This window comes from Parafilimonas terrae (assembly GCF_900115755.1).
Lineage (GTDB): Bacteria > Bacteroidota > Bacteroidia > Chitinophagales > Chitinophagaceae > Parafilimonas > Parafilimonas terrae.
Genome location: NZ_FOXQ01000013.1, coordinates 124,358 through 147,695 on the forward strand (window position 1 = coordinate 124,358; position 23,338 = coordinate 147,695).

Annotated in this window: 21 protein-coding genes; 12 read left to right on the forward strand and 9 right to left on the reverse strand. The window is 37.6% G+C overall.

Features of this window, described 5'->3' with window-relative positions:
- Nucleotides 1-12: 12 nt before the first annotated feature.
- On the reverse strand, nt 13-1,188 hold the full coding sequence (locus BM015_RS17910) for a hypothetical protein (protein WP_090661955.1): 1,176 nt from the start codon (nt 1,186-1,188) through the stop codon (nt 13-15).
- Nucleotides 1,185-1,787, reverse strand: coding sequence for a Pvc16 family protein (locus BM015_RS17915; RefSeq protein ID WP_090661959.1), 603 nt, complete (start codon nt 1,785-1,787; stop codon nt 1,185-1,187). The genes BM015_RS17910 and BM015_RS17915 overlap by 4 nt, the downstream gene beginning before the upstream one ends.
- Before the next feature lie 278 nt (nt 1,788-2,065).
- On the opposite strand from BM015_RS17915, the gene BM015_RS17920 reads away from it, so the two are divergent.
- From BM015_RS17920 to BM015_RS17940, 5 genes are all read left to right on the forward strand, one after another.
- Entirely contained in the window at nt 2,066-4,543 is a 2,478-nt protein-coding gene (locus BM015_RS17920; RefSeq protein WP_245751478.1) for a glutaminase domain-containing protein, read from the forward strand.
- Between the two features lie 275 nt (nt 4,544-4,818).
- Complete coding sequence (locus BM015_RS17925; RefSeq protein ID WP_090661965.1) at nt 4,819-5,229, forward strand: OB-fold protein; 411 nt, start codon at nt 4,819-4,821, stop codon at nt 5,227-5,229.
- Nucleotides 5,230-5,275: 46 nt separating this feature from the next.
- Nucleotides 5,276-5,671 (forward strand): hypothetical protein, encoded by a 396-nt coding sequence (locus BM015_RS17930; RefSeq protein ID WP_090661967.1) that lies wholly within the window; start codon nt 5,276-5,278, stop codon nt 5,669-5,671.
- A 16-nt stretch (nt 5,672-5,687) separates the two neighbouring features.
- Nucleotides 5,688-6,239, forward strand: a complete 552-nt coding sequence (locus tag BM015_RS17935) for a YceI family protein (protein WP_177191954.1) — start codon at nt 5,688-5,690, stop codon at nt 6,237-6,239.
- 49 nt (nt 6,240-6,288) lie between these two features.
- On the forward strand, nt 6,289-7,221 hold the full coding sequence (locus BM015_RS17940; protein ID WP_090661972.1) for a DUF5777 family beta-barrel protein: 933 nt from the start codon (nt 6,289-6,291) through the stop codon (nt 7,219-7,221).
- 3 nt (nt 7,222-7,224) lie between these two features.
- Here BM015_RS17940 and BM015_RS17945 read toward each other — a convergent pair whose 3' ends face one another.
- Nucleotides 7,225-8,199 (reverse strand): ligand-gated ion channel, encoded by a 975-nt coding sequence (locus BM015_RS17945; protein ID WP_090661975.1) that lies wholly within the window; start codon nt 8,197-8,199, stop codon nt 7,225-7,227.
- Between the two features lie 141 nt (nt 8,200-8,340).
- Between BM015_RS17945 and BM015_RS17950 the strand changes: the two genes are divergently transcribed.
- Nucleotides 8,341-9,978, forward strand: coding sequence for an amidohydrolase (locus BM015_RS17950; RefSeq protein ID WP_090661978.1), 1,638 nt, complete (start codon nt 8,341-8,343; stop codon nt 9,976-9,978).
- A 79-nt stretch (nt 9,979-10,057) separates the two neighbouring features.
- Nucleotides 10,058-10,462, forward strand: coding sequence for a DUF1801 domain-containing protein (locus BM015_RS17955; protein ID WP_090661981.1), 405 nt, complete (start codon nt 10,058-10,060; stop codon nt 10,460-10,462).
- A 208-nt stretch (nt 10,463-10,670) separates the two neighbouring features.
- Here BM015_RS17955 and BM015_RS17960 read toward each other — a convergent pair whose 3' ends face one another.
- Genes BM015_RS17960 through BM015_RS17970 form a run of 3 tightly spaced genes read right to left on the reverse strand, consistent with a single transcriptional unit; the run spans nt 10,671 to nt 11,990 of the window.
- Nucleotides 10,671-11,216, reverse strand: a complete 546-nt coding sequence (locus tag BM015_RS17960; RefSeq protein WP_090661984.1) for a DUF2975 domain-containing protein — start codon at nt 11,214-11,216, stop codon at nt 10,671-10,673.
- 36 nt (nt 11,217-11,252) lie between these two features.
- Nucleotides 11,253-11,459, reverse strand: a complete 207-nt coding sequence (locus BM015_RS17965; RefSeq protein ID WP_090661987.1) for a helix-turn-helix domain-containing protein — start codon at nt 11,457-11,459, stop codon at nt 11,253-11,255.
- A 3-nt stretch (nt 11,460-11,462) separates the two neighbouring features.
- Nucleotides 11,463-11,990: a DUF2975 domain-containing protein gene (locus tag BM015_RS17970; protein ID WP_090661990.1), complete on the reverse strand. Its 528-nt coding sequence runs from the start codon at nt 11,988-11,990 to the stop codon at nt 11,463-11,465.
- A gap of 128 nt (nt 11,991-12,118) precedes the next feature.
- Here BM015_RS17970 and BM015_RS17975 point away from each other — a divergent pair, with 128 nt between their 5' ends.
- Nucleotides 12,119-12,553 (forward strand): hotdog fold thioesterase, encoded by a 435-nt coding sequence (locus tag BM015_RS17975; protein WP_090661993.1) that lies wholly within the window; start codon nt 12,119-12,121, stop codon nt 12,551-12,553.
- Nucleotides 12,554-12,802: 249 nt separating this feature from the next.
- Here the strand turns inward: BM015_RS17975 and BM015_RS21990 are convergent, their stop codons facing one another.
- Nucleotides 12,803-15,172, reverse strand: coding sequence for a TonB-dependent receptor (locus BM015_RS21990; RefSeq protein WP_090661996.1), 2,370 nt, complete (start codon nt 15,170-15,172; stop codon nt 12,803-12,805).
- A 228-nt stretch (nt 15,173-15,400) separates the two neighbouring features.
- Here BM015_RS21990 and BM015_RS17985 point away from each other — a divergent pair, with 228 nt between their 5' ends.
- Nucleotides 15,401-18,949 (forward strand): leucine-rich repeat protein, encoded by a 3,549-nt coding sequence (locus BM015_RS17985; RefSeq protein WP_090662001.1) that lies wholly within the window; start codon nt 15,401-15,403, stop codon nt 18,947-18,949.
- A gap of 210 nt (nt 18,950-19,159) precedes the next feature.
- Entirely contained in the window at nt 19,160-20,707 is a 1,548-nt protein-coding gene (locus BM015_RS17990) for a SulP family inorganic anion transporter (RefSeq protein WP_090662004.1), read from the forward strand.
- On the opposite strand, the gene BM015_RS17995 is transcribed toward BM015_RS17990, so the two are convergent.
- Nucleotides 20,704-21,420, reverse strand: coding sequence for a lysoplasmalogenase (locus BM015_RS17995; protein WP_090662006.1), 717 nt, complete (start codon nt 21,418-21,420; stop codon nt 20,704-20,706). The genes BM015_RS17990 and BM015_RS17995 overlap by 4 nt on opposite strands.
- A 6-nt stretch (nt 21,421-21,426) precedes the next feature.
- Nucleotides 21,427-22,272, reverse strand: coding sequence for a hypothetical protein (locus BM015_RS18000; RefSeq protein WP_090662009.1), 846 nt, complete (start codon nt 22,270-22,272; stop codon nt 21,427-21,429).
- A 106-nt stretch (nt 22,273-22,378) separates the two neighbouring features.
- Here BM015_RS18000 and BM015_RS18005 point away from each other — a divergent pair, with 106 nt between their 5' ends.
- Together BM015_RS18005 and BM015_RS18010 are read left to right on the forward strand one after the other, a co-directional pair.
- Complete coding sequence (locus tag BM015_RS18005; RefSeq protein ID WP_090662012.1) at nt 22,379-22,720, forward strand: hypothetical protein; 342 nt, start codon at nt 22,379-22,381, stop codon at nt 22,718-22,720.
- A 36-nt stretch (nt 22,721-22,756) separates the two neighbouring features.
- Nucleotides 22,757-23,230 (forward strand): FKBP-type peptidyl-prolyl cis-trans isomerase, encoded by a 474-nt coding sequence (locus BM015_RS18010; RefSeq protein ID WP_090662016.1) that lies wholly within the window; start codon nt 22,757-22,759, stop codon nt 23,228-23,230.
- Nucleotides 23,231-23,338 lie beyond the last annotated feature (108 nt).

Below are 23,338 nucleotides of genomic sequence, written 5' to 3' on the forward strand. Positions count from 1 at the left end.
TAGTGTTTATGATTAGTGATTTAAAAAAATTTCTGAACAGGCATATTTATCCGGCCCGTTGGTAAAACTGGTTAGCCTCGATGGTGAGGGGCAAGCCACATCGGGTACTGTTATATTCACATTATCGTTATCAACAACCGTTAAGGCAAGACTTACATTCAAAGGCGTTTCATTCAATGGAATTGGCGATTGCGAAATAATTACATCCGATGCTGTTGCCGGGAAATTAAACCCGGCAGGCGTTATCGTTATTTTTCCTTTGGAAGTATTCTTCAAGATATACTTCCATATTGTTGACCTGTTTAAAAAATTGATTGAATATACCGGCGAGTTTAAAATATTTCCATTCAATAATTGATAGGGTGCGGCAATGCTGCTATCATTAAATATTTCAATTACACCAAAAACGGGTTTCGCACTTAACTCATCATTTATATAAATAAACTGTTCGTTACTATTGATTTTCAGCTTGTACTTACCTGGAGCAAGTGTAGAAAGATCAAGTTTAAATTGTTTTACGGGATCTTTAAAAGAGATGCTTTCTGAAATAACATGATTTGAAAATGCATTATCAGCAAGATTGAAAGCCCAGGCATCTATAGTAGCATCCGGCTGCAATGTTTCAAATGTATAGGTTGAAACAGAAGGTATCCATTGAACAGCATCCTGTTCAGAAACATACTGGTTTTTATCGATCTTCATCCAGTTTGCATTGTTGGCACCTGATGGCGTTACATTTTTACATCCCTTTATACATTGATAAATGGTTCCTCCGCCAATTGCAATATCTCCGGGCACATAATCTTTATTGTTATCATAGAGTACGGATTGTGAAATAAACTTCTTTCCATTAACGGCATTATTATTCCTGTTAGAGAAATAATACAATTTTCCCGGTTTAAAAACGGAAGGCAGGTTAGTGTAATTATAAAATAACCCGCTGTTTAATTGCATAAAAAAGGTTAGCTGCAGTTTATCAGAAGGTACCATAAAAGCCCTATTATCATCATCTGTTTGCAAAGCGGTATATAATGCATTGCCATATTGTTTGGCAAGCATTTTATTGCCTTTAATAGCAGCCTGTGTTTCTGCAGAAGGCGTAATGATGAAATCGTTGCAGAGATTATTTGCAAAATATTTATGCAACAACTCTATCCTGAAAAAATAGCTATAATTAATACTTATCATTGTTGCAGGCTTTTGTCGTTAATCGTAATCTTTTGTATCAGCCCTGCGTCGCCATAAGCAAAGTCTTCATTTATATTAATCATGCGCACTTTATACATTACAGAAGGCAAATACCTTGAACCTAATATGCCCCACAGGTTATTTAAATCCTGGTACGAAAGTGTTACCAGGTCAACAATCAACTGATCTGTACCTTTTGGGATAGATGGATAATTCAGCGGCGTAAAAACATTCTGGTATTGAAAGAACTGAATGATAAATGACAAACGTTTTAACGATTCTGAATACGATGAAAGATTTACGGCAAACAAAATATAGAGGTTAAGAAAAATCTTTGGATTTTTATAGATCACGCCCCCTTCAACCGAGCGGACAAAATTTTCAGGCGATTTGCTTATGCGGTCTTCTTCAACATTAATAAGGCTTAAAAATGCATTCTGCGGATCATTAACCTCACCACCACTGTTTGGCTGCGTTTCATTCAACTGCGAAACATTAGACAATATAATCGCTATATCATCTTGAGGAGCCGGTTCCAGTTTGGTTAGCAGATAGGTGTTTAACTGCTTACAAATAAAATCAAGCGCTTTATCAATCATACAATTGATTTTCGATTTTATAAACGCATCTAATTCCAGATCTTCGGTTAGCTGTTTGCTTGAAGTTAGTTCAAGAAGACAGTGTTATCATGAGGTTGCTGTAACAAACGTAAAAAACAATTTGGTATTTCCAATACCTAATTCAAAAAAAATTTTTATTCCCGTTTAATAATTTGCTCTTCAAGTTTAAGCTGTAAAAATTTAACGCAGTAATTCCTTATTATCAATCGGGGAAAAACTATTTGGGAAAACATACTTTAGCAAAAATTATTCAGAACATGCATTTCATAAGGCGAATGTTATTGCTGCAATTTGTTTTATTGTTTATTGTAACGGGCGTTTCAGCCCAGGTAAACAAAATGCCGGCTTACCCGCTCATAACGCATGATCCTTATTTCAGCATCTGGAGTTTTACAGATACGCTTAATCAATCAAATACAAAACACTGGACCGGAAAAGAGCAGGCTTTAACCGGGCTGTTAAGGGTTGATGGAAAAGTATATAATTTCCTCGGAGAATCGTTGTCAACATTGCAATGGATATCTCCTCTTAGCAATGAAAAAGTGTATGCCGCAAAGTATGCAACAGAAAAGCCTGCTGATGGATGGATGAATGAAGATTTTAACGATAATGGTTTTACGCCGGCTACTTTTCCGTTTGGCGCCAAATCCGGCAATCCATCTACACAATGGAATACAAAAGAAATATGGGTGCGCCGCAATTTTGATGTATTTGATACAAACATCAGCCATTTGTTTTTATACCTGAAAAACGATGATGATGCGGAAGTTTATATAAATGGTGAAAAAGCTTTTGAATGCACAAACGTTAACAGCGGCTATACTGAATATGAATTGCCACAACCTGTTATAAAGAAATTGCGCCGGGGCAGGAATTTATTGGCAATACATTGTACCAACACCGGCGGCGGGGCCTGGCTTGACGCGGGGCTTGCTACTAAAACAACTTCACCAGGCATATTGCAGGCAAAACAGGAAGCCGTAAACGTTACAGCCACACAAACAAAATATTTATTCAGTTGCGGGGCAATAAATCTTGAAGTTGATTTTATATCGCCTTTAATTGCCAGCAACATTAACCTGCTTTCACGGCCTGTTTCCTTTGTGCGGCTTGCCATAACGGCAAAAGATAATGGCATTCATAATGTAAACATTTTATTTGGTGCCAACAGTGCGATTGCAGGCAATACCGGCACGGAAATAATGAAAGCAACGGCGTATCAAACAAAGAATTTAAATGTTTTAAAGTGTGGCACAGAAGCCCAGCCTGTATTACAAAAAAAGGGAGATGATATTAGAATTGACTGGGGCAATGTTTATCTCGCCACGCCTAAACAAAAGCAGTATGAAATGAAGCTTACATCTATTCCGAATATTGTAAAAGATTATGTACGGAATGGATTTTTTACAACATTGTATAATGACAGCAGTGCCCTTGATAAAGACATTCTGCTTGCAGCCAATATTTCGCTTTTTACGGGTATGAATGATAACAGCAACCGCGCAGTGGTAATGCTTGGATATGATGATATTTATTCCATTCAATATTTTAATCAAAACCTTGAAGCCTGGTGGAAAAAGAATTATAAAACAATGGATGACCTTCTGGAAACCTCAGCACAACAGTATCCTGCCATACAATCTGCATGCGATTCTTTCGATAATAAATTATATACAGACGCAGTGCAGGCAGGTGGCGAAACATATTCCAAACTTTGCGTGATGGCTTACAGGCAATCGCTGGCTGCACACAAATTGGTTCGCGGGCCGGGCGATGAATTGTTGTTTCCACAAAAAGAAAATTTCAGTAATGGTTCCATATTTACGGTTGATGTAACTTATCCGTCTGCACCTTTATCACTGGTATATAATCCTGCATTATTAAAAGGCATGCTGAATGGTATTTTTGATTACAGCAAAAGTGGTAAATGGTCAAAAGATTTTCCTGCACATGATATAGGCACTTACCCTTTGGCAAACGGGCAAACTTATGGGGAAGATATGCCGGTTGAAGAAGCCGGTAACATGATTATTCTCACGGCTGCTGTTACAAAAGCAGAAGGCAATACAAATTATGCCGCCAAACATTGGCAGAGTTTATCAAAATGGGTTAAGTATTTGGTGAATGATGGTTTAGATCCTAAAAATCAATTGTGCACCGATGATTTTGCAGGCCACCTTGCACGCAATGCCAACCTCTCCGTTAAAGCAATTGTCGGCATTGCATCGTATGCGATGATGGCAAAGATGATGAATGATAAATCAGCCGCCGCATACTATGATTCTGTTGCGCATAACTATGCATCGCAATGGCTTAACCTGGCAGATGATAATGATCATTATTCACTTGCATTCGGCGCAAAAAACACATGGAGCCAGAAATACAATATGGTTTGGGATAAATTATTTCATCTTAATCTTTTTCCGCAAGCCGTTTATGATAAAGAGATCAATTATTACCTCGCACATCAAAACAAATTCGGCCTTCCTTTAGACAGCCGAAAGACTTATACAAAAAGCGATTGGATTTTATGGACTGCAACGCTGGCTTCTTCCCAAAATAATTTTGAAGCTTTAATCAATCCTGTTTATTTATATGCAACACAAACACCAACCCATGTTCCATTAAGCGACTGGCACGAAACTACAACTGGTAAACAGGTTGGCTTCCAGGCACGCAGTGTTGTTGGCGGTTATTTTATAAAAATGCTTGAATGGAAATGGAAAAGTAAATAAAGAATTATTCGCCACTGATGAAAAGATGAGGCTATACACTTTATATATTTATCGGCACGGCGAAGCCGGTCTGATGAATGATTTGGAAGCGCGTATTAATGATCTTCCGTGCTTCGGCCAGACTGCGTTGCGGGGCGGGCCTGATTAAACTTCTTCAACTTTTAAACCTGCTTTATTATTCAATTTTTTTCAATTAATTTTTTTATCAGCAATGGCAACCTAATTCTTTCTATGCCTGTTATACTTTATTCAATAAAGAAAACAGGCGATGCTATATGAAGCACTGGAAAAAAATTCTTATTGCAATTATTTTACTGAGCATATTGACAGGTATAGGTTATGCTTATTATATCTGGAATAAACCAGCAAGAAATGTTGCTAATGAAAGAGCAATTAAAATTACAGCAACAGCGCTTTATGATTCATTCGCGCATGATGAGCAGGCAGCCAATGCAAGCTTTCTAAACAAAGCCATCGAGGTTACCGGCATAGTAAATAATATAAAGAAAAACCAGGCAGGTGAAACTGTTGTTTACCTGCAATCATCCGATATTGTATTTGGCGTGAACTGTACATTTAAACAACCGCCGAAAGCTATTAATAAAGGAAGCACCATAACATTCAAAGGCATTTGTACAGGTTATTTAAGTGATGTTATATTGAATGAAGGCATATTAATTAAATAGGCGTTCCAACATATCAAATCTTTTTCTACAATTTAAAAAGTTATCAATGAATAAAAGAAATGCTATTGCATGCGCATGCATTATAGCCAGTGCATTAATTGTACAAGGCTGCTCTCATAACAAGGCAGATGTTGACTACCCGGGCCAACCCGGCAACACTTGTGATACTGTAAATATGCGCTACAGTGTTGAAATAAAAGCCATACTCGACGGGCATTGCAAATCATGCCACGATGGCGCTGCTATAACAGGATTTGATTTGTATGACTATGCAACCATATCCGGGTTAGCGCTTGATGGAAATTTTACGTATGGCACTTTGCTGTCAGCCGTAATGCATAAAGGCGGCGCACCGGAAATGCCGAAGGACGGTGCCAAATTATCTGATTGCGACATAAATAAAATTACAGCCTGGGTGAATGCAGGCGCCCCTGATAACTGATCATAAAATCAATGGCATGAAAAAAATAACAGCTTTAACGTGTTTTGTTTTTTCTTTTGGGCTCACGGCTTTCAATCAAACTTACTTAACGCGTAATGGTAATATTTCATTCTATTCTCACACACCGCTTGAAGATATAAAAGCGCAAAACAATGAAGCTGTAAGTGTTCTGAATATTGCAACAAGCAGTATTCAATTTAAGGTTGCAGTTAAAAGTTTTCATTTTGCTAAAACATCAATGGAAGAACATTTTAATACGGATGATTACATGGCGTCTTCAAAATATCCAAAAGCAGGGTTTGATGGAAAGATTGATAATATAGCTGCAGTTGATTTTTCAAAAGATGGAAGCTATGCCGTTACAGTAAGCGGCAATCTTACCATTCGCGATGTAACAAAACCCGTTACGGCAAAAGGCACCATCATAATTAAAAACGGCAAACCAACAGCAACAGCAACATTCACTGTGAAACGGAAAGATTATAATGTGATAGGCGAATCTTTTGTTCAGAAAAAAATTGCAGAAGAAATTCAAATAACAGTGAACTGTGTGTATGAGGTTCAATAAAGCAATAAGCCTGTTATAATTCTCCATAACTAATCAAAACAAATTTACAATGCAAAAACCTGCATGGTTATTTTTAATAACAGCGTCCTGTTTTTCACTGAATGCATTTAGCCAGAACGTAAATCTTGATTCAATGCTTGATGTGCAAACGCAGGTAAAAGATACCGGTAAAATACAGCGTGCAGAAGCTACTTTTATGACAACAAGATTAATTGACGGGCATACTGTTGAAACAACACAGGCCGGCGTGCTCGATTTAAAAATATCACATCGCTTCGGCCAGTTGAATGATGGGTTTTACAACTTATTTGGTTTGGATCTTGCCAACATTCGCATAGGTATGGATTATGGCCTCACCAACAGGCTTACGGTGGGCGGCGGAAGAAGTTCATTCGAAAAACAATACGATCTTTTTCTGAAATACAGGCTACTGCGCCAGGCCGAAGGCAATAAAGGCATGCCGCTTTCTGTTACATTGTTTACTTCTGCCATGCTGCAAACAGATACGGCATTGCTTAAAGCAGAAAAGAAAACGGATGCCAAATTAAATACGCAGGATAAACTGTCTTATGCATACCAGGTTTTAATTGCAAGAAAATTTACGCCGGGTTTTTCATTCCAGTTAATGCCTTCGCTGATACACGAAAACCTTGTTGACAGCAGCTTTAATCCCAATGATATTTTTGCAATAGGCGCAGGTGCGAAACTCAGGGTAACAAAGAGGTCGGGAATAAGCGTTGAATATTATTATGTGCTGCCCGGCACTAAATTCCCCGGCACCTACAATACGTTTTCCATTGGTTACGAAATTGAAACTGCGGGCCATGTATTCCAGGTGCATTTAAGCAATTCTACCGGCATGACGGAAAGAGCTTTTATTGCAGAAAACCCCGGCAGGTGGAAAAAGGGCGACATTCATTTCGGTTTTAATATTTCAAGAAATTTTACACTTCGAAAAGCAAAGAAGCTGCAGCAGCGCTAATCATTAATTGCCATGCATTGCCCGGCTGATAAAATAAACATTCAATCCTATATATAATAAGAGCAACACCTGTGCAACAATCATATCAAATTTGTTAGAATCATATATCCGTTTGTTTTGTTTCAAAAGCTGCAGCGACCATGTATTTGCCGCAACCACACAAAGTATAAATAACAAAGTAATGCCATGCAATGTATCAACCAGGGTAAACGTAAGGCTTTCAGGTAAAGATGCATCTACAATGTATTTATTACCGATTACTGCAAATAAAGCACCCACGCTTAAACTAAAACGAGAATCAATGCTATCGGCATGAATATAAAAACACACATAGGCAATAAGAAAAGCTACATACATGCCTATGAACAATTTCCAGAATAAGCCTATTGCGTTGCGCTCAATGCTTACCCTCACCCTGAAAGAACTATATTCTGTGTGCGGTGTTGAAAGACTTTCATCGCCAAAAGTGGTTTCATAAGCTTTGGTGGCAACCGTTACGCGGAATGTATCTATCGTCCAGTTAGGCAAAGTGAAACGCGGATCAAAATGCCTGCCCATTGTATCAGGTAAAAATACCAGCGCTTTCGAATCGTATTGAGAATTTTCAATTGAAAGCCTCAATGTTTGTTTATCAAAAGGAAAGTTGGTTATACGCCACGAATCCTTCATTACGCATTGCAGCTTCATTAGCATTGAAACCTGGCCATCGCTTGTATCAATCGTTTCAAAATATTTATCAACTGTTTTTGCCAGCGGTATTTCAAGGTTATGCGAAAAATCAAAACCAGGATTTTTATATTTCAGCCATAACCAGAAGTCAACTGTATATTCCTGTTCTTTAAAATCTATATCATGAATGCTCGTTACATAAATACCTGTTTTTACCGTATCAGGTGCAGATTGCTGCGCGTATAATTTACATGCGAACAAACAATGTAACAAGGCCAGCAGCAGGAATACAAAAAATTTCTTGCTCAATGTATAGCTTTAGAAATGGCAAGATAAAGCAGATTTTTAATAGACTGTTATGCTAATAGAGTTTATGTTGAATGTTGCATGACACCCAATTTTCCTGTTAATATTGTATCTATGCATGTACAATAAAGTATAACCAGTTTTATGAAAAATATAGTTTCAGCAGTGTTAGCCGTTATCATTTTTACGGCCTGTTCTTCCAAAAAAAAAGTTGATCTTATTGTTTATAACGGGCAGGTTTATACTGTTGACAGCACATTCAGCACAGTGGCCGCCTTTGCTGTGAAAGACGGCAAAATTATAGCCACAGGCAGCGATAATAATATCCTGGAAAATTATACGGCAACCGATACAATAAATGCAAATGGCCAGTCAGTTTACCCTGGTTTTAATGATGCACATTCGCACTTCATTGGTTATGGAGAATCTTTATATGCTGTTGATCTTTTTGATTCCAAAAGCATGGATGAAGTTATAAGCCGCATACAAAAATTTATACAGGCGCATCCAGGCGAAGCATGGATACGTGGGCATGGCTGGGATCAGAATAAATTCCCGGGCAAAGCTTTCCCAACCAATGAACAGTTGAATACGCTCTTCCCCAATACGCCTGTTTTGCTGGAACGCATAGACGGGCATGCAGTTTTAGCCAATGCTAAGGCGCTTGAATTAGCAAGTATAAAGGCCGGTCAAACCATTAGTGGCGGCTCAATTGAAACAAAGAATGGTGTGCTCACAGGTGTATTGATCGATAATGCAATGAATGCTGTTTATGAAAAAGTGCCTGATCCATCAAAAGAACAATTTCAAAAATGGTTGCAATCAGCCCAGCAAAATTGTTTTGCACAAGGGCTTACAACGGTGAGCGATTGCGGTATAAACTATGTTGCCGCCAACATGATAGATACGCTGCAAAGAGAAGGCAAGCTTGATATGCGCATATATGTTTTACTGAGTGATGATAAACAAAACTATGATGCTTATTTAACCAAAGGCCCATATAAAACAGGCAAGCTGTTTATAAAAGGTTTTAAATTATATGCTGATGGTGCGCTTGGCAGCCGCGGCGCCTGTTTATTAAAACCTTATAATGATAAACCGGGATGGTATGGTTTTATGATAAACAGTGCTTCACATTATGATTCGGTGGCATCGCTGCTTTCAAAAACTGATTTCCAGGTGTGCACGCATGCTATTGGCGACAGTGGCAATCGCGAAATACTGAAGATATATAACAAATACCTGCAAGGCAAAAATGATAAACGCTGGCGCATAGAACATGCACAGATCATCAATCCTGAAGATTTTAAATTGTTTGGAAAAACATCTGTTATTCCATCGGTGCAGCCAACGCACGCAACAAGCGATATGTATTGGGCAGCAGACCGTATTGGCACAGAACGTTTGAAAGGCGGTTATGCATTCAAACAATTACTGCAGCAAAATGGATGGCTGCCTTTAGGCACAGATTTTCCTGTAGAAGATATAAGTCCCTTCAAAACCTTTGTAGCAGCGGTTTTCAGGCAGGATGCAAAGGGTTTTCCTGCCGGTGGTTTTCAAATGGAAAATGCATTAAGCCGTGAAGAAGCTATTCGCGGCATGACCATTTGGGCAGCCAAAGCAGAGTTCCTGGAAAAAGAAATTGGCAGTATTGAAGCTGGTAAAAAAGCAGATTTTATTATACTGGATAAAGACCTGATGAAAGCCAATCTTACAGAGGCTTTAAATACAAAAGTGGTAGCTACCTATATTGATGGGAAGAAAGTGTATGGCAGGAAATAATATTTGTTTAATCATTGCCATAATAGCTACAATAAAAAAGGATGAAACATTGAAATTGCTAACCCATTAAATTAAACAAATGCATAAAGACATCAAGGCATACAATGATGCGCAAAACAGTGAAGACAGAAAAATATGCAAGCTTCTTGCAGCAGAAATCAATAATAATTTACCTGAAGCAGAGAACAAGATATGGCATGCGCATCCTGTTTGGTTTTTGAATGGAAATCCCATTGTTGGTTATAGTAAATTAAAAGATAGTGTGCGCCTATTATTCTGGAGCGGGCAATCTTTTGATGAAGCAGCCTTGCAAAAAGAAGGAAAGTTTAAAGCTGCGGAAATGCGTTATACATCTGCGCAGCAAATAAATAAAGATGATTTGAAACGATGGCTTGAAAAAGCAAGGCAAATTCAATGGGATTACAAAAACATCGTTAAACGCAAAGGTGTGCTTGAGAGATTGTCTGAACCGGGATTTTCCTGATTAAAAGGATTGGCAGAATTGAGTTTATAGAAGGTTTTTAGAAGCTGCTGAGTTAATTGATTAAGAATAACAATCAGCCGCTTCGGAAAACCAACTAATACATTTGAAACATCGCACAGAGAACGCAGGGCCAACAGAGACATATTATTCCCTCAGTGTGCTCTTTTGCGCTGTGCGATATAATCATATTTTAAAGTATAAACAAGCTCTAAATAGTCAACTCACTTTCCTGCTGAAGTTCTATTCCCCTCTTAAAAATTTGAGCGATCACAAAGAGTATAACACTCATAAATAGCCACACATCGGCGCCGCCCAATTGCATGTGTTGTATATCGGGCATTTTTACACCTTGTTCAATCAGCCACGCCGTATAATTAGCGCCTCCTTTTGAAAACAAACCAATCAATAAAGCCAGGTAAGATATTTTAAAAATAAAGCGCCGGACCTCTTTACTAAAAAGCTGCAACAGGTTTAGCTTATTGCTATGGAGGATAGATATAATCAGGTAAAACAGCCAGGCCTTTGCTACCGCTACAATACTCATGACCAGGTTTATTACAAAAAAATATCCGTGGTCGTATTTAAAAAGATCCGATAAATCTACCTGCTGCCAGAGATATTTAACAACTGCCGGGTTCTTTATTGCAAAAAATGCATTCACAATAAAACCACCAGCCACAATACACAGCCCAACGAATATGATCCATGAAAGAATATACAATACTTTCAATATTTGAACAGTACTAATTTTCATAATTGTTTATTTTAAAATAGAGATTAATTTGATAGGTTATTCAGCCACGTATTCCAGTATATCTGCAGGCTGGCAATCCAGCACCTTACATATTGTATCAAGCGTGCTGAAGCGTATTGCTTTTGCCTTGCCTGTTTTAAGGATAGACAAATTTGCCAGCGTTAAACCTACCTTTTCAGATAGCTCGTTCAGCGACATCTTGCGCTTTGCCATCATTACATCAAGGTTTACTACTATTGCCATGGTTTATACAGTTAATTCGTTTTCTGATTGAATTTCCATACCGCGTTTAAATACCTGTGTAATTATAAATACCAGCCCGGCCATAAAAAGAAAATTATCGGCGTCAATTATTTGCAGCAACTCCCCGCCTGTTCTTTTATTAACAAACCCGGCAAGTATGTTATACAAAAAACCTGTTGCCCATATTGCAATCAAGGCACTGCTTACCCTGTTTAAAAACTGCATCATTTGCGGCTGAAAAGGGTTGTCCATTTTTAAGTGTGATAACAGGTTCATTACCTTTTGCCACACCTGTGCTTTTAAGGCGGCAATACTAAACAGAAAGATTACAGCCAGGTAATAAGCCCATTCACCATAAGCCTTTAACTGATGCAGGTCTAAGCCTTTATAAAGATTTTTGGCAGCATCCGGATTGTAAAAGCTTACGATAAAAGAAATAATAATGCTGCCAGCCTCTATAGAAAAACCTATAAAAGCCAGCAATGCAAGTAGTCTTAAAACCTGCAGTATTACGGTTGTTTTAATTTTCATGATTCAGTATTTAAAGCGCAAATATCAATATATTTTTATCGAAAAACAATAAAAATATATTTTTTTTCAAAAAATTTTACAAACCTGGCCAGTTTGGGCTTTACAATGCATTATGCTTAATTTGCGGAATGAGTATCTGGTACAATAAAGAAATTACTATAAATGATTTCGAGGGATGGAGCAGGAACACACTTGCAGACCACCTCGGCATACAATTTACGGAGCTTGGAAAAGATTACCTCAAAGCAACTATGCCTGTTGATGAGCGCACGCATCAACCTTATGGTTTATTGCATGGCGGTGCATCGGCAGCGCTGGCCGAAACATTAGGCAGTGTATGTTCTGCATTAGTAATAAACAGGAAGAAGTTTATATGTGTGGGTATAGAAATAAATGCCAATCATATACGCAGCATTAAATCAGGCATTGTTACCGGCACTTCCACACCTGTGCATATTGGTGGCAGCACGCACGTTTGGGATATTCGCATACACGATGAACATAACAGGCTTATCTGCATCAGCAGGTTAACGGTGGCTGTTTTAAAGAAGCTGCAAGAATAATAAGCTTTCCGGGCGGCCCGCGATAGCGGTCTGACCAAAATACAAAAAAGTATGAATGTAATCTTTCAAACATCCATCAGACCGGCTTCGCCGTGCCGATGAGATTCTTTTAGCCACAGATGCACGGATAAAAATCTGTGCATCTGTGGCTGATAAATTCTTTATTATATCCTTTTGGATTCAGATGGAATAAAGATTCATTTATTTGTGATGATCTGCGTTATCTGTGAGAAAACCAATTTAGAGCTGCTAAGATTTCTCAGCTTTATTAAATAGACAATCTACTCTTAAAGTTACGCCATATACCGCAGGGTCGCCAAGATGTGCAGCGCCAAAATCATACGCATAATCCACATAATGTTTATTGAAAATATTTCTGCCCCATACATAAAAACCAATCTTGGAAAAATTAACGCCGGCCTGCACATTTACAAGGTTATAGCCATTTTGTTTTAACTGGTTGGCAAGATCAAAATATTGTTTGCCAACATACATCCACTCAGCTCTTGCCGTTGCCGTAACTGTTTTATTAAACGCATAACTGTATTGGGCTGCAAGGCAGGATGTTACATTGGGCGTATATACCTGTTTATTGCCATCAAGTTTTACAGATTCTCCATTGGAAGCAATGTTTAAAGATGTATAATGCGCATCTGTATAACCCAAACTATAATTTATAGTAAGGCCTTTTACAGGCTTTGCACGCACTTCGGCCTCTGCTCCTTTTGTAACAAGCTTGCCTGCATTTTTTGTTACGGTAATTGCATCAGGTAAAATAAGCGTTGGCACCTGTGCATCTGTTATATTGGTATAAAATGCAGCAATGTTTAACTGTAGTTTTTTATCAAGAAGATCATTTTTCAAACCTATTTCATAATTATTACTATGCTCAGGTTTATAAATAAATAAAGGAGGCTGAGACGGATCGGAAGAAAGCTGGCTTATGCCACCGGGCCTGAAGCCTTTACTAAATGTAGCATACGCCAATTGCTGCTGGTTTATTTGATAGGACACGCTAACCCTTGGTGAAAAAGCGCTGAAATGTGCAATGGCAGCCGTATCAGGCTGCGTTATCATTGCATCTGCCCCATCCGGTTGAAAAGCGCCTTCCACATTTTGTTTTTTATGTTCATAATCATAGCGGGCGCCAAGCGTTATCAAAAGATCATTCGTTACCGCATAACTTGCCTGCGCATAAGCTGCAAGCCCGTAACCTTTTAATATATTGGTATTAATGCTTGAAAAATCTGTGAGCGGCGAACCAACTGCAGCAGCATCTTTACCAAAATGAGTACCTTGTTTTACAGGATTGTTTTGAATAAATCCATATAAACCTCCAAGCCATTTGAATTTGCTGTTGCCTGATGGAGAACTGAAACGAAATTCCTGCGTTCCTACTTTTACATTGTTCCATTTATTGCCATAATTATTGATGATGGAAACTGCATCGATGGGTGAAAAATCTCCATCCAACGGATCAGTATAATAGCGGTAATTATTCTGATAAGCAGTTTGCGATGTAAAGTTGAATGCATGGCCTGTATAGTTTACACTTAAAGAAGCATTAAAGGTTTTATCATGCATAACAGATGTTGCATCCTGGTTAATTACATAATGGTTTTTCAAAGCTTCATCCATACTGGAAACAAGTTGAAAAGGGCCATGATTATTTACGTCTAAATATTTTGCATTCAGTGTAAAGCTAAGTTTATCGCTGGCCAGGTATTTAATAAAATAATTGCCCATCCAGCTATGCTGCTTATCAAATTTTGAATCGTTATAGGCATTGGTATAAAAGCCATTGCGGCCTTCATACATACCGCTGGCGCCTATGAATAATTTATTGCTGATAACAGGCAATGAGAACCCCGCATTATATTGCTGCAAACCAAACTTGCCTGCATTTATTTCAGCAAAAACCCTTGCCGTATTCGTTGGTTTTTTTGTAATGATATTGATAATACCGCCCGTTGAATTACGGCCATATAAACTGCCCTGTGGCCCGCGCAATACTTCAATACGTTCCACATCAAGCAGGCGGGCAATATAAGTATCGAGGCCAAACTGGTTTACGCCATCAATATATGTTGCAACAGCAGGATCGTAAGACGTAGTGGTAATGCCGCGGATAGAAGTAATGTTCCTGTTATCTCCGGGATTGGAAACATACATATCCGGCACAATGGCCGTTAATTGTTTTGTATTCCACAATTTATAATCGGCAATATCTTTAGCGCTTAAAGCCGTTATGCTTAATGGTATTTTCTGCACATCCTGCTCCGTTTTTTCTGTTGATACCACCACATCATCCAGTTTATTTACAGATGGAGCAAGTTTTATATTAACCGTGGTATCATTTAAAAAAGAGATGTTTTGTATGATGGTTGCATAGCCGGTATGTGAAACCTGTAATGTATATTTTCCTTTGTTTAAAGAAAGCATTGTATTGCCCGATGCTCCTGTAACAACATTCATATTAGAATTAAGTACGTAAATACTGCAATCCGGAAGTTGCTGATTTTGTTCATCGTAAACTTTTACTGTTACCTGTTTGGCTTGAGCGTTTAATAAAAAAGGAAAAGCAATAATTGCAAGGCAAATAAGAAAAGAATATTTCATGAATGAAGTGCTTACTCAATTATAAAAAAATAATGATGCGTGTAAAAGTACAAGCTTGATTAACACCTTTATCTGCTAATGAGCAATTACAGAAATTATATATATTTCTTTAACAATTACCTGGTGGTTGTGCCATTTTTCGCATTTGAAATAAACATCTCAATCAATTTTATTTAAAAACAAAACATTTATAAATTAGCTGGTTAAACGCATTAAACCAGCTAACCTATGAGCAGTTATAATATTTCGCCTGCCGAACAGCTTATTGAGCAGAATATCAGGAACAGGTCAAAATTATTAGACCTTGGCAATTGCAGCCTGCACGATAAATCGCCGGAATTATTCCTGTTGCAAAAATGCGATCACATTGAAACGCTCAGTTTAGGCACTTACTATTACATAAACGACAAACCGGTATTATCAGCAAACAAAGAGAGGCCGAATTTATTTAACAACATTCCAGAGTCACTGCCTGTATCAATCAAAGAGCTATACATAAATGAAACAAAGATTAGAGATATATCAAAACTCGCTCAATATAAAAACCTCACGCATTTTGATGGCTTTGGAAATAATATTGCACAAATAACCATAAGTGATGAACTTCCTAACCTCATTTCGCTGGGATTAAGCAATAATGATTTGAATGTTACAGATCAATTAGAACTTTTTCCCAACCTTAAATACCTCTATATCGGCAATAACAGGATATCATTCTTCAAAAAAAACCTGAAAGATATTCTTCCTTATCTCGAAGTGCTGTATATGTATGGAAACTACATGACCAATATTTCCTTTCTTCAACATCACCATTCAATTAAAAAACTTGATCTGAGCAATAATGAGCTAACAGATATTAATGTGCTTGAAGACTTATTTAATCTTGAACAACTTGAAATAGGGAAAAACCCGGCAACAAGGGAAATGCCCAAGGAAGTTTTGCAATCAAGAAACGCGGCTGAAATAAGAAGCCTTATAAAAAAGATTTCACTGCCACAGTTACTTATAGAAGACAGCAAACCAAAAGAACAAAAGTTTTTAGACCTGGGAAATTGCGGGTTAACAGATAATTCTCACGAGCTTAAATTACTTGCACAATGCAACCATTTAACAGGCCTGAGCCTTGGAATGGCGTATTATGATGAAGCGGGTAAATACATTGAAAGCAGCAACAGGCAATTAACCAATATTTTCAATGCAGTGCCGGCAACTTTACCACCTGCACTTACCGGGCTGCAAATAAGAAATACCGTTATACAAAATATTTCCAACGTAAATCACCTGTCATCGTTAATGCTGCTCGATTTAAGTAATAATAAAATAAAAAGCATTGAAAATATAGAGCAGCTCAATTCATTACATGAACTGGCATTGCATGGTAATGAAATTACAGGTATTAATGATGTTCAGTTTCCGCCCAACTTAAAAACCCTGCACCTGAGTTATAATAAAATCACCAGCATTGATGGAATAGAAGCATGTAAAAACCTTGACAGCCTTATCATATATAGCAATCAAATCAGCAAGTTGCAGCCTGTAATAAAACTGCCTTCGCTAAAAACGCTTAACATACAAGGCAATCCCATTACCGATTGTCCTTCGGATGTATGGATAGATAACGACATTAGCCAGATAAGAGCGTATTTCAATGAAATGAGCGCTTCTAAAAACATAAGCGCTTCGCCGGAGTTTCCTGAAACATTTACTGCGGAAAAGATTGCCGCCGATGAAGAAATACTTGATGTAAAACTTATTATACTTGGCAACAGCAATGTGGGTAAAACCAATTTGGTTAATTATCTTGAAACCGGAGAATGCCTTAAAAAAAGAAATTCAACACATGGGTTTGAGGTAAAAAGATGGAAGCCTGATATTGTCAAATACCCGCAGTTAAAAAATGTTGAAGTAAGTATATGGGATTTTGGCGGGCAGGAATATTATCATGACACTTATAAATTATTTCTTAGCAATAACGCTGTTTATGTGGTTATGTGGAGCGCAGATTCTGATTTCAGTGATAAAAAAGAAGAGGTTTTACATGATGACAAGCCAAAGCAGGTAATAGAACATTTTGAACTGGCTTATTGGTTAGATACTGTAAAAAGCTTTAGAAATGATATTAATAATACGCCCTTATTGGTTGTGCAAAACAAAGTTGATGACCTGCAGCAAAAAAGAAGGATAGCGCAGGATATTCATTCAGAATATGGCATAGATGAATCATTTCACATAAGCCTGCTGAACGGCAGCACGCAACCCGGTACAATACATGCAAGGAACCTGCAGGGCTTTACCGATTATTTAGCGGAACAACTGCATGAGCTGGCTATAAAAAACAAGCACGCACAATTTTCAGAAGACTTTAAATATATACGTCAGGAAGTATTAAACCTTAATGAAGAGGGCAAGCCTTCTATTTTTGGTAATGAAGATGAACTCTATATTGATAAGCAAACATTTTATGATATATGCAAAAAAAGCAGGCCGGGCATAAATCCTGAACATTATCCTGTATGGCTTTACAACAGCGGCGCATTAATATATTTTGAAAAAAACAACTTGCTCAACGACCGGATTTTTATTAACCCACGAAAGCTGTCTGAAAAAATATATAATGTTTTAAACAACAATGTGCTGAAGAATTATGGAGAAATTCTGATAGATGATGACCTTAAAAAAAATCAGTTGATTATTGATGTAATGATAAGCCTCGGCATTTTATATCCCCATCCGGCCAAAAGCACCACGCATTACCTGGCACCGCAATATTTGCCGGAAGATCATCCCATAGAAGACCTGTTTAAAATTGCATCTTCCAATGCCTGGCAGGATTCGTATTGGATAAAAGTGCCGATATTTTTTTATAAAAAACTAATGCATCATTTGCTGCTGTGTTTTATTGCAGATGATAGTATTGAAGCCCGTTACTTCTGGAAAAACGGAATTATGATCTTAAAGAAAAATAATATCAATAATGGACAGGTTGTTTTAATAAAAGGCTTATTTCCTTCAGAAAAGAAAGGTATAATACAAATCAGCGTGGAAGACAACAGCAGCGATCTTCAAAAAGAGATTTTTGAAAAGATATACAGCTTTACAATGAACAATAACGAAGCTGCGCAAGGCACTGCAAACACTGATCAACAAAATTATTTTTTGGAAAAACTGGAGCTATCGGTTGATAAAATGGAATATATAAAATATAACCGGTTAAAGGAACTTGCAGTTTCTTCAATTAATGATACCGATAATGAATTGCTTAAATTTAAACACATTGTTCCTTTTGAAGTAAAGGGCACAATGCCTAAGAATATATTTGTATCTTATTCTCATAACAACACCATTTGGCTTGCCAAAATACGCAACCATCTTGCAGGCTTAAGAAGAAGCAATTACATAAAAGAATGGACTGACCAGGAGATTATGGCCGGTGATAAATGGGATTTAAAAATTAAGGAACAACTTAAAAAGGCGGACATTTTTATTTTATTGTTATCTGCAGATTTTATTGCTTCGGAATATATATGGCAAACAGAATTAAAAGAGGCTATACAATCTAAAAAAACAATCATCCCTATTTATATTGAATCATGCGATTTTACGGCATCTCCATTTATACAAGGAGAAAAAATAAGTGATTTTGAAATTGTGCCCAAGTACGAAAATCATTTAAAACCTGTTAGCCTATGGGCTAATGAAGCAGAAGCTTTATCGGTTATTGCAATGAAAATAAGACAGGTGATAGAAGAGAAAGATAAACCGCAAAGAGCTATATAATAAACGGCTGATGTAACCTCCCACTTTTAGCAGGTGGCTACCTGCTTCATCTGATAAATCGTAACGTTTTATTAAAAAAAAGTGTGGTTCCTTCAAAAGTTTAAAGAAGTTTAAGGTTATGGTGCAGCCAATTATGCCCCAATCCTGATTTTCGTCATTTTTTACCCTGCGCCAAAAATCTACATTCGCGCCCTTTAAAATTCACATCGTTTGAAACGGACATTTAAATACTACCGCATTATATGGGTTCGCCACGATTTATCTGCCGGCCTTTCTGTTTTTTTAGTAGCGCTTCCACTTTGTCTTGGCATAGCTTTAGCCTCGGGCGCTCCGCTTTATGCGGGCCTTCTCTCAGGCATCATTGGAGGCATAGTTGCCGGAAGTATCAGCGGTTCCCAACTGGCAGTTTCAGGACCGGCGGCAGGGCTTACCACGCTGGTGGCATCATCCATTATTTCGTTTGGCGATTATAAAATTTTCCTGCTTACAGTAATTGTTGCAGGAATTTTTCAGTTATTACTTGGCTTGTTGAAATTAGGAGTAATAGCAAATTATTTTCCTTCTGCTGTAATTAAAGGAATGCTGGCAGCTATCGGCATTATCCTTATCTCTAAACAAATACCATTGGCTTTGGGATACGACAGGCCAGACTTCTGGACAACCGGTTTTCTTGAATTAGTCTCATCAAAAAATATTGCAGGACATGTTTCAGAATTTAATCATCACATAACACGCGGCTCAATCATAATTGCAATTGCATCGCTGGCGGTTTTAATTTTATTGCAGCAGCCGTTTGCAAAAAAGCTAAGGATAATTCCTGCGCCATTGTTTGCTGTTATCACAGGCATATTGATCAATACAGCGCTGAATGCCACTAATACTTTCCATCTTAAAACCTCACAACTGGTAAATATACCTTCCGATATTTTTGCAAACATTTCGTTCCCGGATATTTCAAAAATATTTTCAAGTATTGAAATATGGAAAGATGGAATAACTATAGGTATGCTTGCAACACTGGAGACTTTGCTGTGCATTGAAGCCATTGATAAATTAGACAGGCATAACCGCATAACGCCTGTAAACAGGGAACTTGTAGCACAAGGCATTGGAAATATAACCTGTGGTTTTTTAGGTGCCATTCCTATAACGGCAGTGGTTGTACGTGGTTCGGCAAATGTGGATGCAGGTGCAAAAACAAAAATGGCTGCGATAACACATGGTTTATTTTTATTGCTGGCCGTATTGTTTATTCCCTTTTTGCTTAATCAAATACCTTATGCATCACTGGCGGCTATTCTATTGGTTACAGGATATAACCTTGCAAAGCCAAAACTTTTCAAGAATATGTATAGCCTGGGATGGAAACAATTCCTGCCGTTTATGCTTACGATTATTATAATACTTGCAACCGATCTTTTAATTGGTGTAAGCATCGGGCTTTTATTATCGGTATATTTTATTATCCGGAATAATTTTAAAGCTGAATACAGAATTACAAAAACTATTCGCAACGGTATAGAAACAGAACTTATAAAGCTTAACAGTAATGTTACGTTTTTAAATAAGGTAAACCTGAAGAAAGCTTTAGATAATGTGCCTGAATATAGCATGCTTACCATTGATGGAAGCGAATGCAATTTTATAGACTATGATATTTTAGAGATCATCAGCGAATTTGAAAACAAGGCAAAAGACAGGCATATAGCGTTACATACCATGGGTATTAAAAAAGTAAATGTAACGGCTATCCATTAATTGTTATGCCTATTATTATTATTGATAAACTGCCTTGCCCCATTCACAATTAAAAATTGTGCAAGGCAATATGTGCCCATAACATAAAATCCATTTAAAGGCACAGAAAGATAAAATTTATTAAATGCAATGATGGAATCTGATACAACAAATAACCCTGCGCCACAAACCAGGCTCAATATAATTTTCTTTAACACTCCTTTCTTGTTTATCACATTTAAAGCCGTAAACAACATAGCACCTAAAACAATTGAATACATTATTACAGGAATAGTAAGTTTTTGCTGTATTGTATCTGGCCAGAACAAAAAATCAAGTGTTGCAACATAACAGGCAATAACAACGCCGCTTATCAAACTAAATCTGTTATTAATTTTTGTGGCAGGCTGAATGCGGCAAAACAAAATGATGTAAAATATATGGGCAATAAGAAAAGCGGCAATGCCCAGCATAAAATAAAGACTGTTATCTTTTACCAGCAGCATGTCGCCTGAAAAAGAAAATAGGAGCGCAAAACAAACCGGCATAATATATTTTTTATCAACCGATGATGCACCGGATTTTATGCCTGTAATAAAAAATGCAAGTAATAGCGGCATTAATAAACCTTTGCTTGCATACCGAAGACTGTTATTGTAAGTTGCAGCAATAAAACTATCAGCAATAAAATCAATAATGAATAATATAAGCAAGGCAGCATGCAGGCGCTTCATATTATTCTATTGCTCTATTTTCAGTGTTATATCCCTCATAAAAAATTTGGCGAGGGAATCTTTTATGCGAAGTGTGTCTGCGATTTTTGTTTTTTGAAGAATGTACAAATCGTAACGCTTGGTGCTGTTATTTACAAAACTGTCGTACAGCGCATTGTTGCCAAAACCTTTTAACTGTGCTGTTCTTGTGCGTGCCCGCAGGCCTGAAGCTGTAACCTCAAAAATATAACGCACGTTCACACTATCATCAGGTGAATAACCTGTAGGCTGCTGCGCCGTTGTATCGGTTGTTTTACCGGTGTCTGCAGCAGAAACAGTATCTGCACTGGCAACAGTATTCATATCAGCTTCTTTTGTTTTTTTACTTAAAGCCTGGTAAGCCTGCCAACCCAGTCCTGAAAGTATGGCAATTGCAATAATCAAACTTATAATCTGCACCACCGTGCGGCTGCTTTTGGCACTGGTTTGTGCAAGCGGTTGTGTGGCTGTTTTTACAGGTTTGGTGTTTATTTCAGATACGGGTGTAAATTCATAAACGCCGCTGTTATTCGCTTTTATAAATCCTATTTGCGGTATTTCGTAAGGCTTGCCGATATTTATAAATTCCCGCACGCCTTTTAAATGCGATTCAAGATCAGCGATTACAAGGCTCTTATTCTTACCGGTTTTTTCGCTGATGTATTCAACAAGGCCTGTTGATGTGGTTATCTTTTTATCAAAGATATAATCAACAGATGCCTGCCTGGAGTCAGGCCCTGCAAATGAAATAATTTTTATGTACCCGATTTTTTCGAGGGCAACTTCTCTATTTTCGTATAAATAGTCAGTTATGTATGAGTCGAATTTATTCACGCTGCAAATCTAATACAGGCAAATAAATAATTTTATGTTTCTTATGCAGGCATTGTTACAATTTAAATACCACATGTAAGCAGCGTTCACTCCAAATAAACTATCTATGCTTTCAGATAAAGAAAAGGCTTTTATTGAATATTGGGAAGCAAACCGGTTAAAAGAAAAATCTATCTATAAACTTTTTTCCCCGGGCTTTTCAATTGGATTATGCATAGGCGTTGCCATTCTTTTGGTTTTTAATTCCGGCTGGTATGAAAGGGCAAACATGGTTGCCCAGGCAGAAAGCAGCCCCTGGGTGCTTGTTATTGGCATTATTGCCATCGTTGCTTTTACTGGTTTTTTTTATAAAAAATTCAGGTGGGAAATGAACGAACAAACTTACCGGGAATTAAAAGCGAAATATGAAGCTGAACAAAAAAAGGCCAACGACAATACTGGTGAATGATAATAACTTAAAGCCTGACTGCATTGTAACCTGCGTATGAAAAATTTGCTGATAATAATTCTTGGTGTATTTGTTTTTGTGGCCTGTAAAAAAAAGAATGATGCATGCATGCCTGCTTCGGCAGCTTCGGAAGCTGACCAGCTTGCCGCATTTTGCAATAAATATTCCATTAACTATACAGTTGACCCAAACGGTATTTACTATGAAATTGTGGAAGCCGGTTCCGGCGCTTCGCCTAATTTAAATTCAATTATTACGGTTGCTTATACAGCCTCTACGCTCGATGGTAATGTTGTAGAAGATTATACTAATACTAATAATCCGCTTACATCGCAGCTCAGTGAATTTATAGAATGCTGGCGCATTGCATTACCTTATATACAAAGAGGCGGCCATATAAAAATGGTAGCGCCATCTTCTCTTGCTTATGGCTGCACGGGTTTAACATCCGAAAATATTCCGGCCAATTCTCCTTTATACTATGATATAGTTTTGCTTAATGTGGAATAGTCAGTTTGACTGATTAATTAACCCAAGTTGCTAGATAAAAGAGGGTGAGCAAAGAAGAAATTATTTTTGAGTTACCACACCAAAAAATAATAGCGATGCTCACCAGCG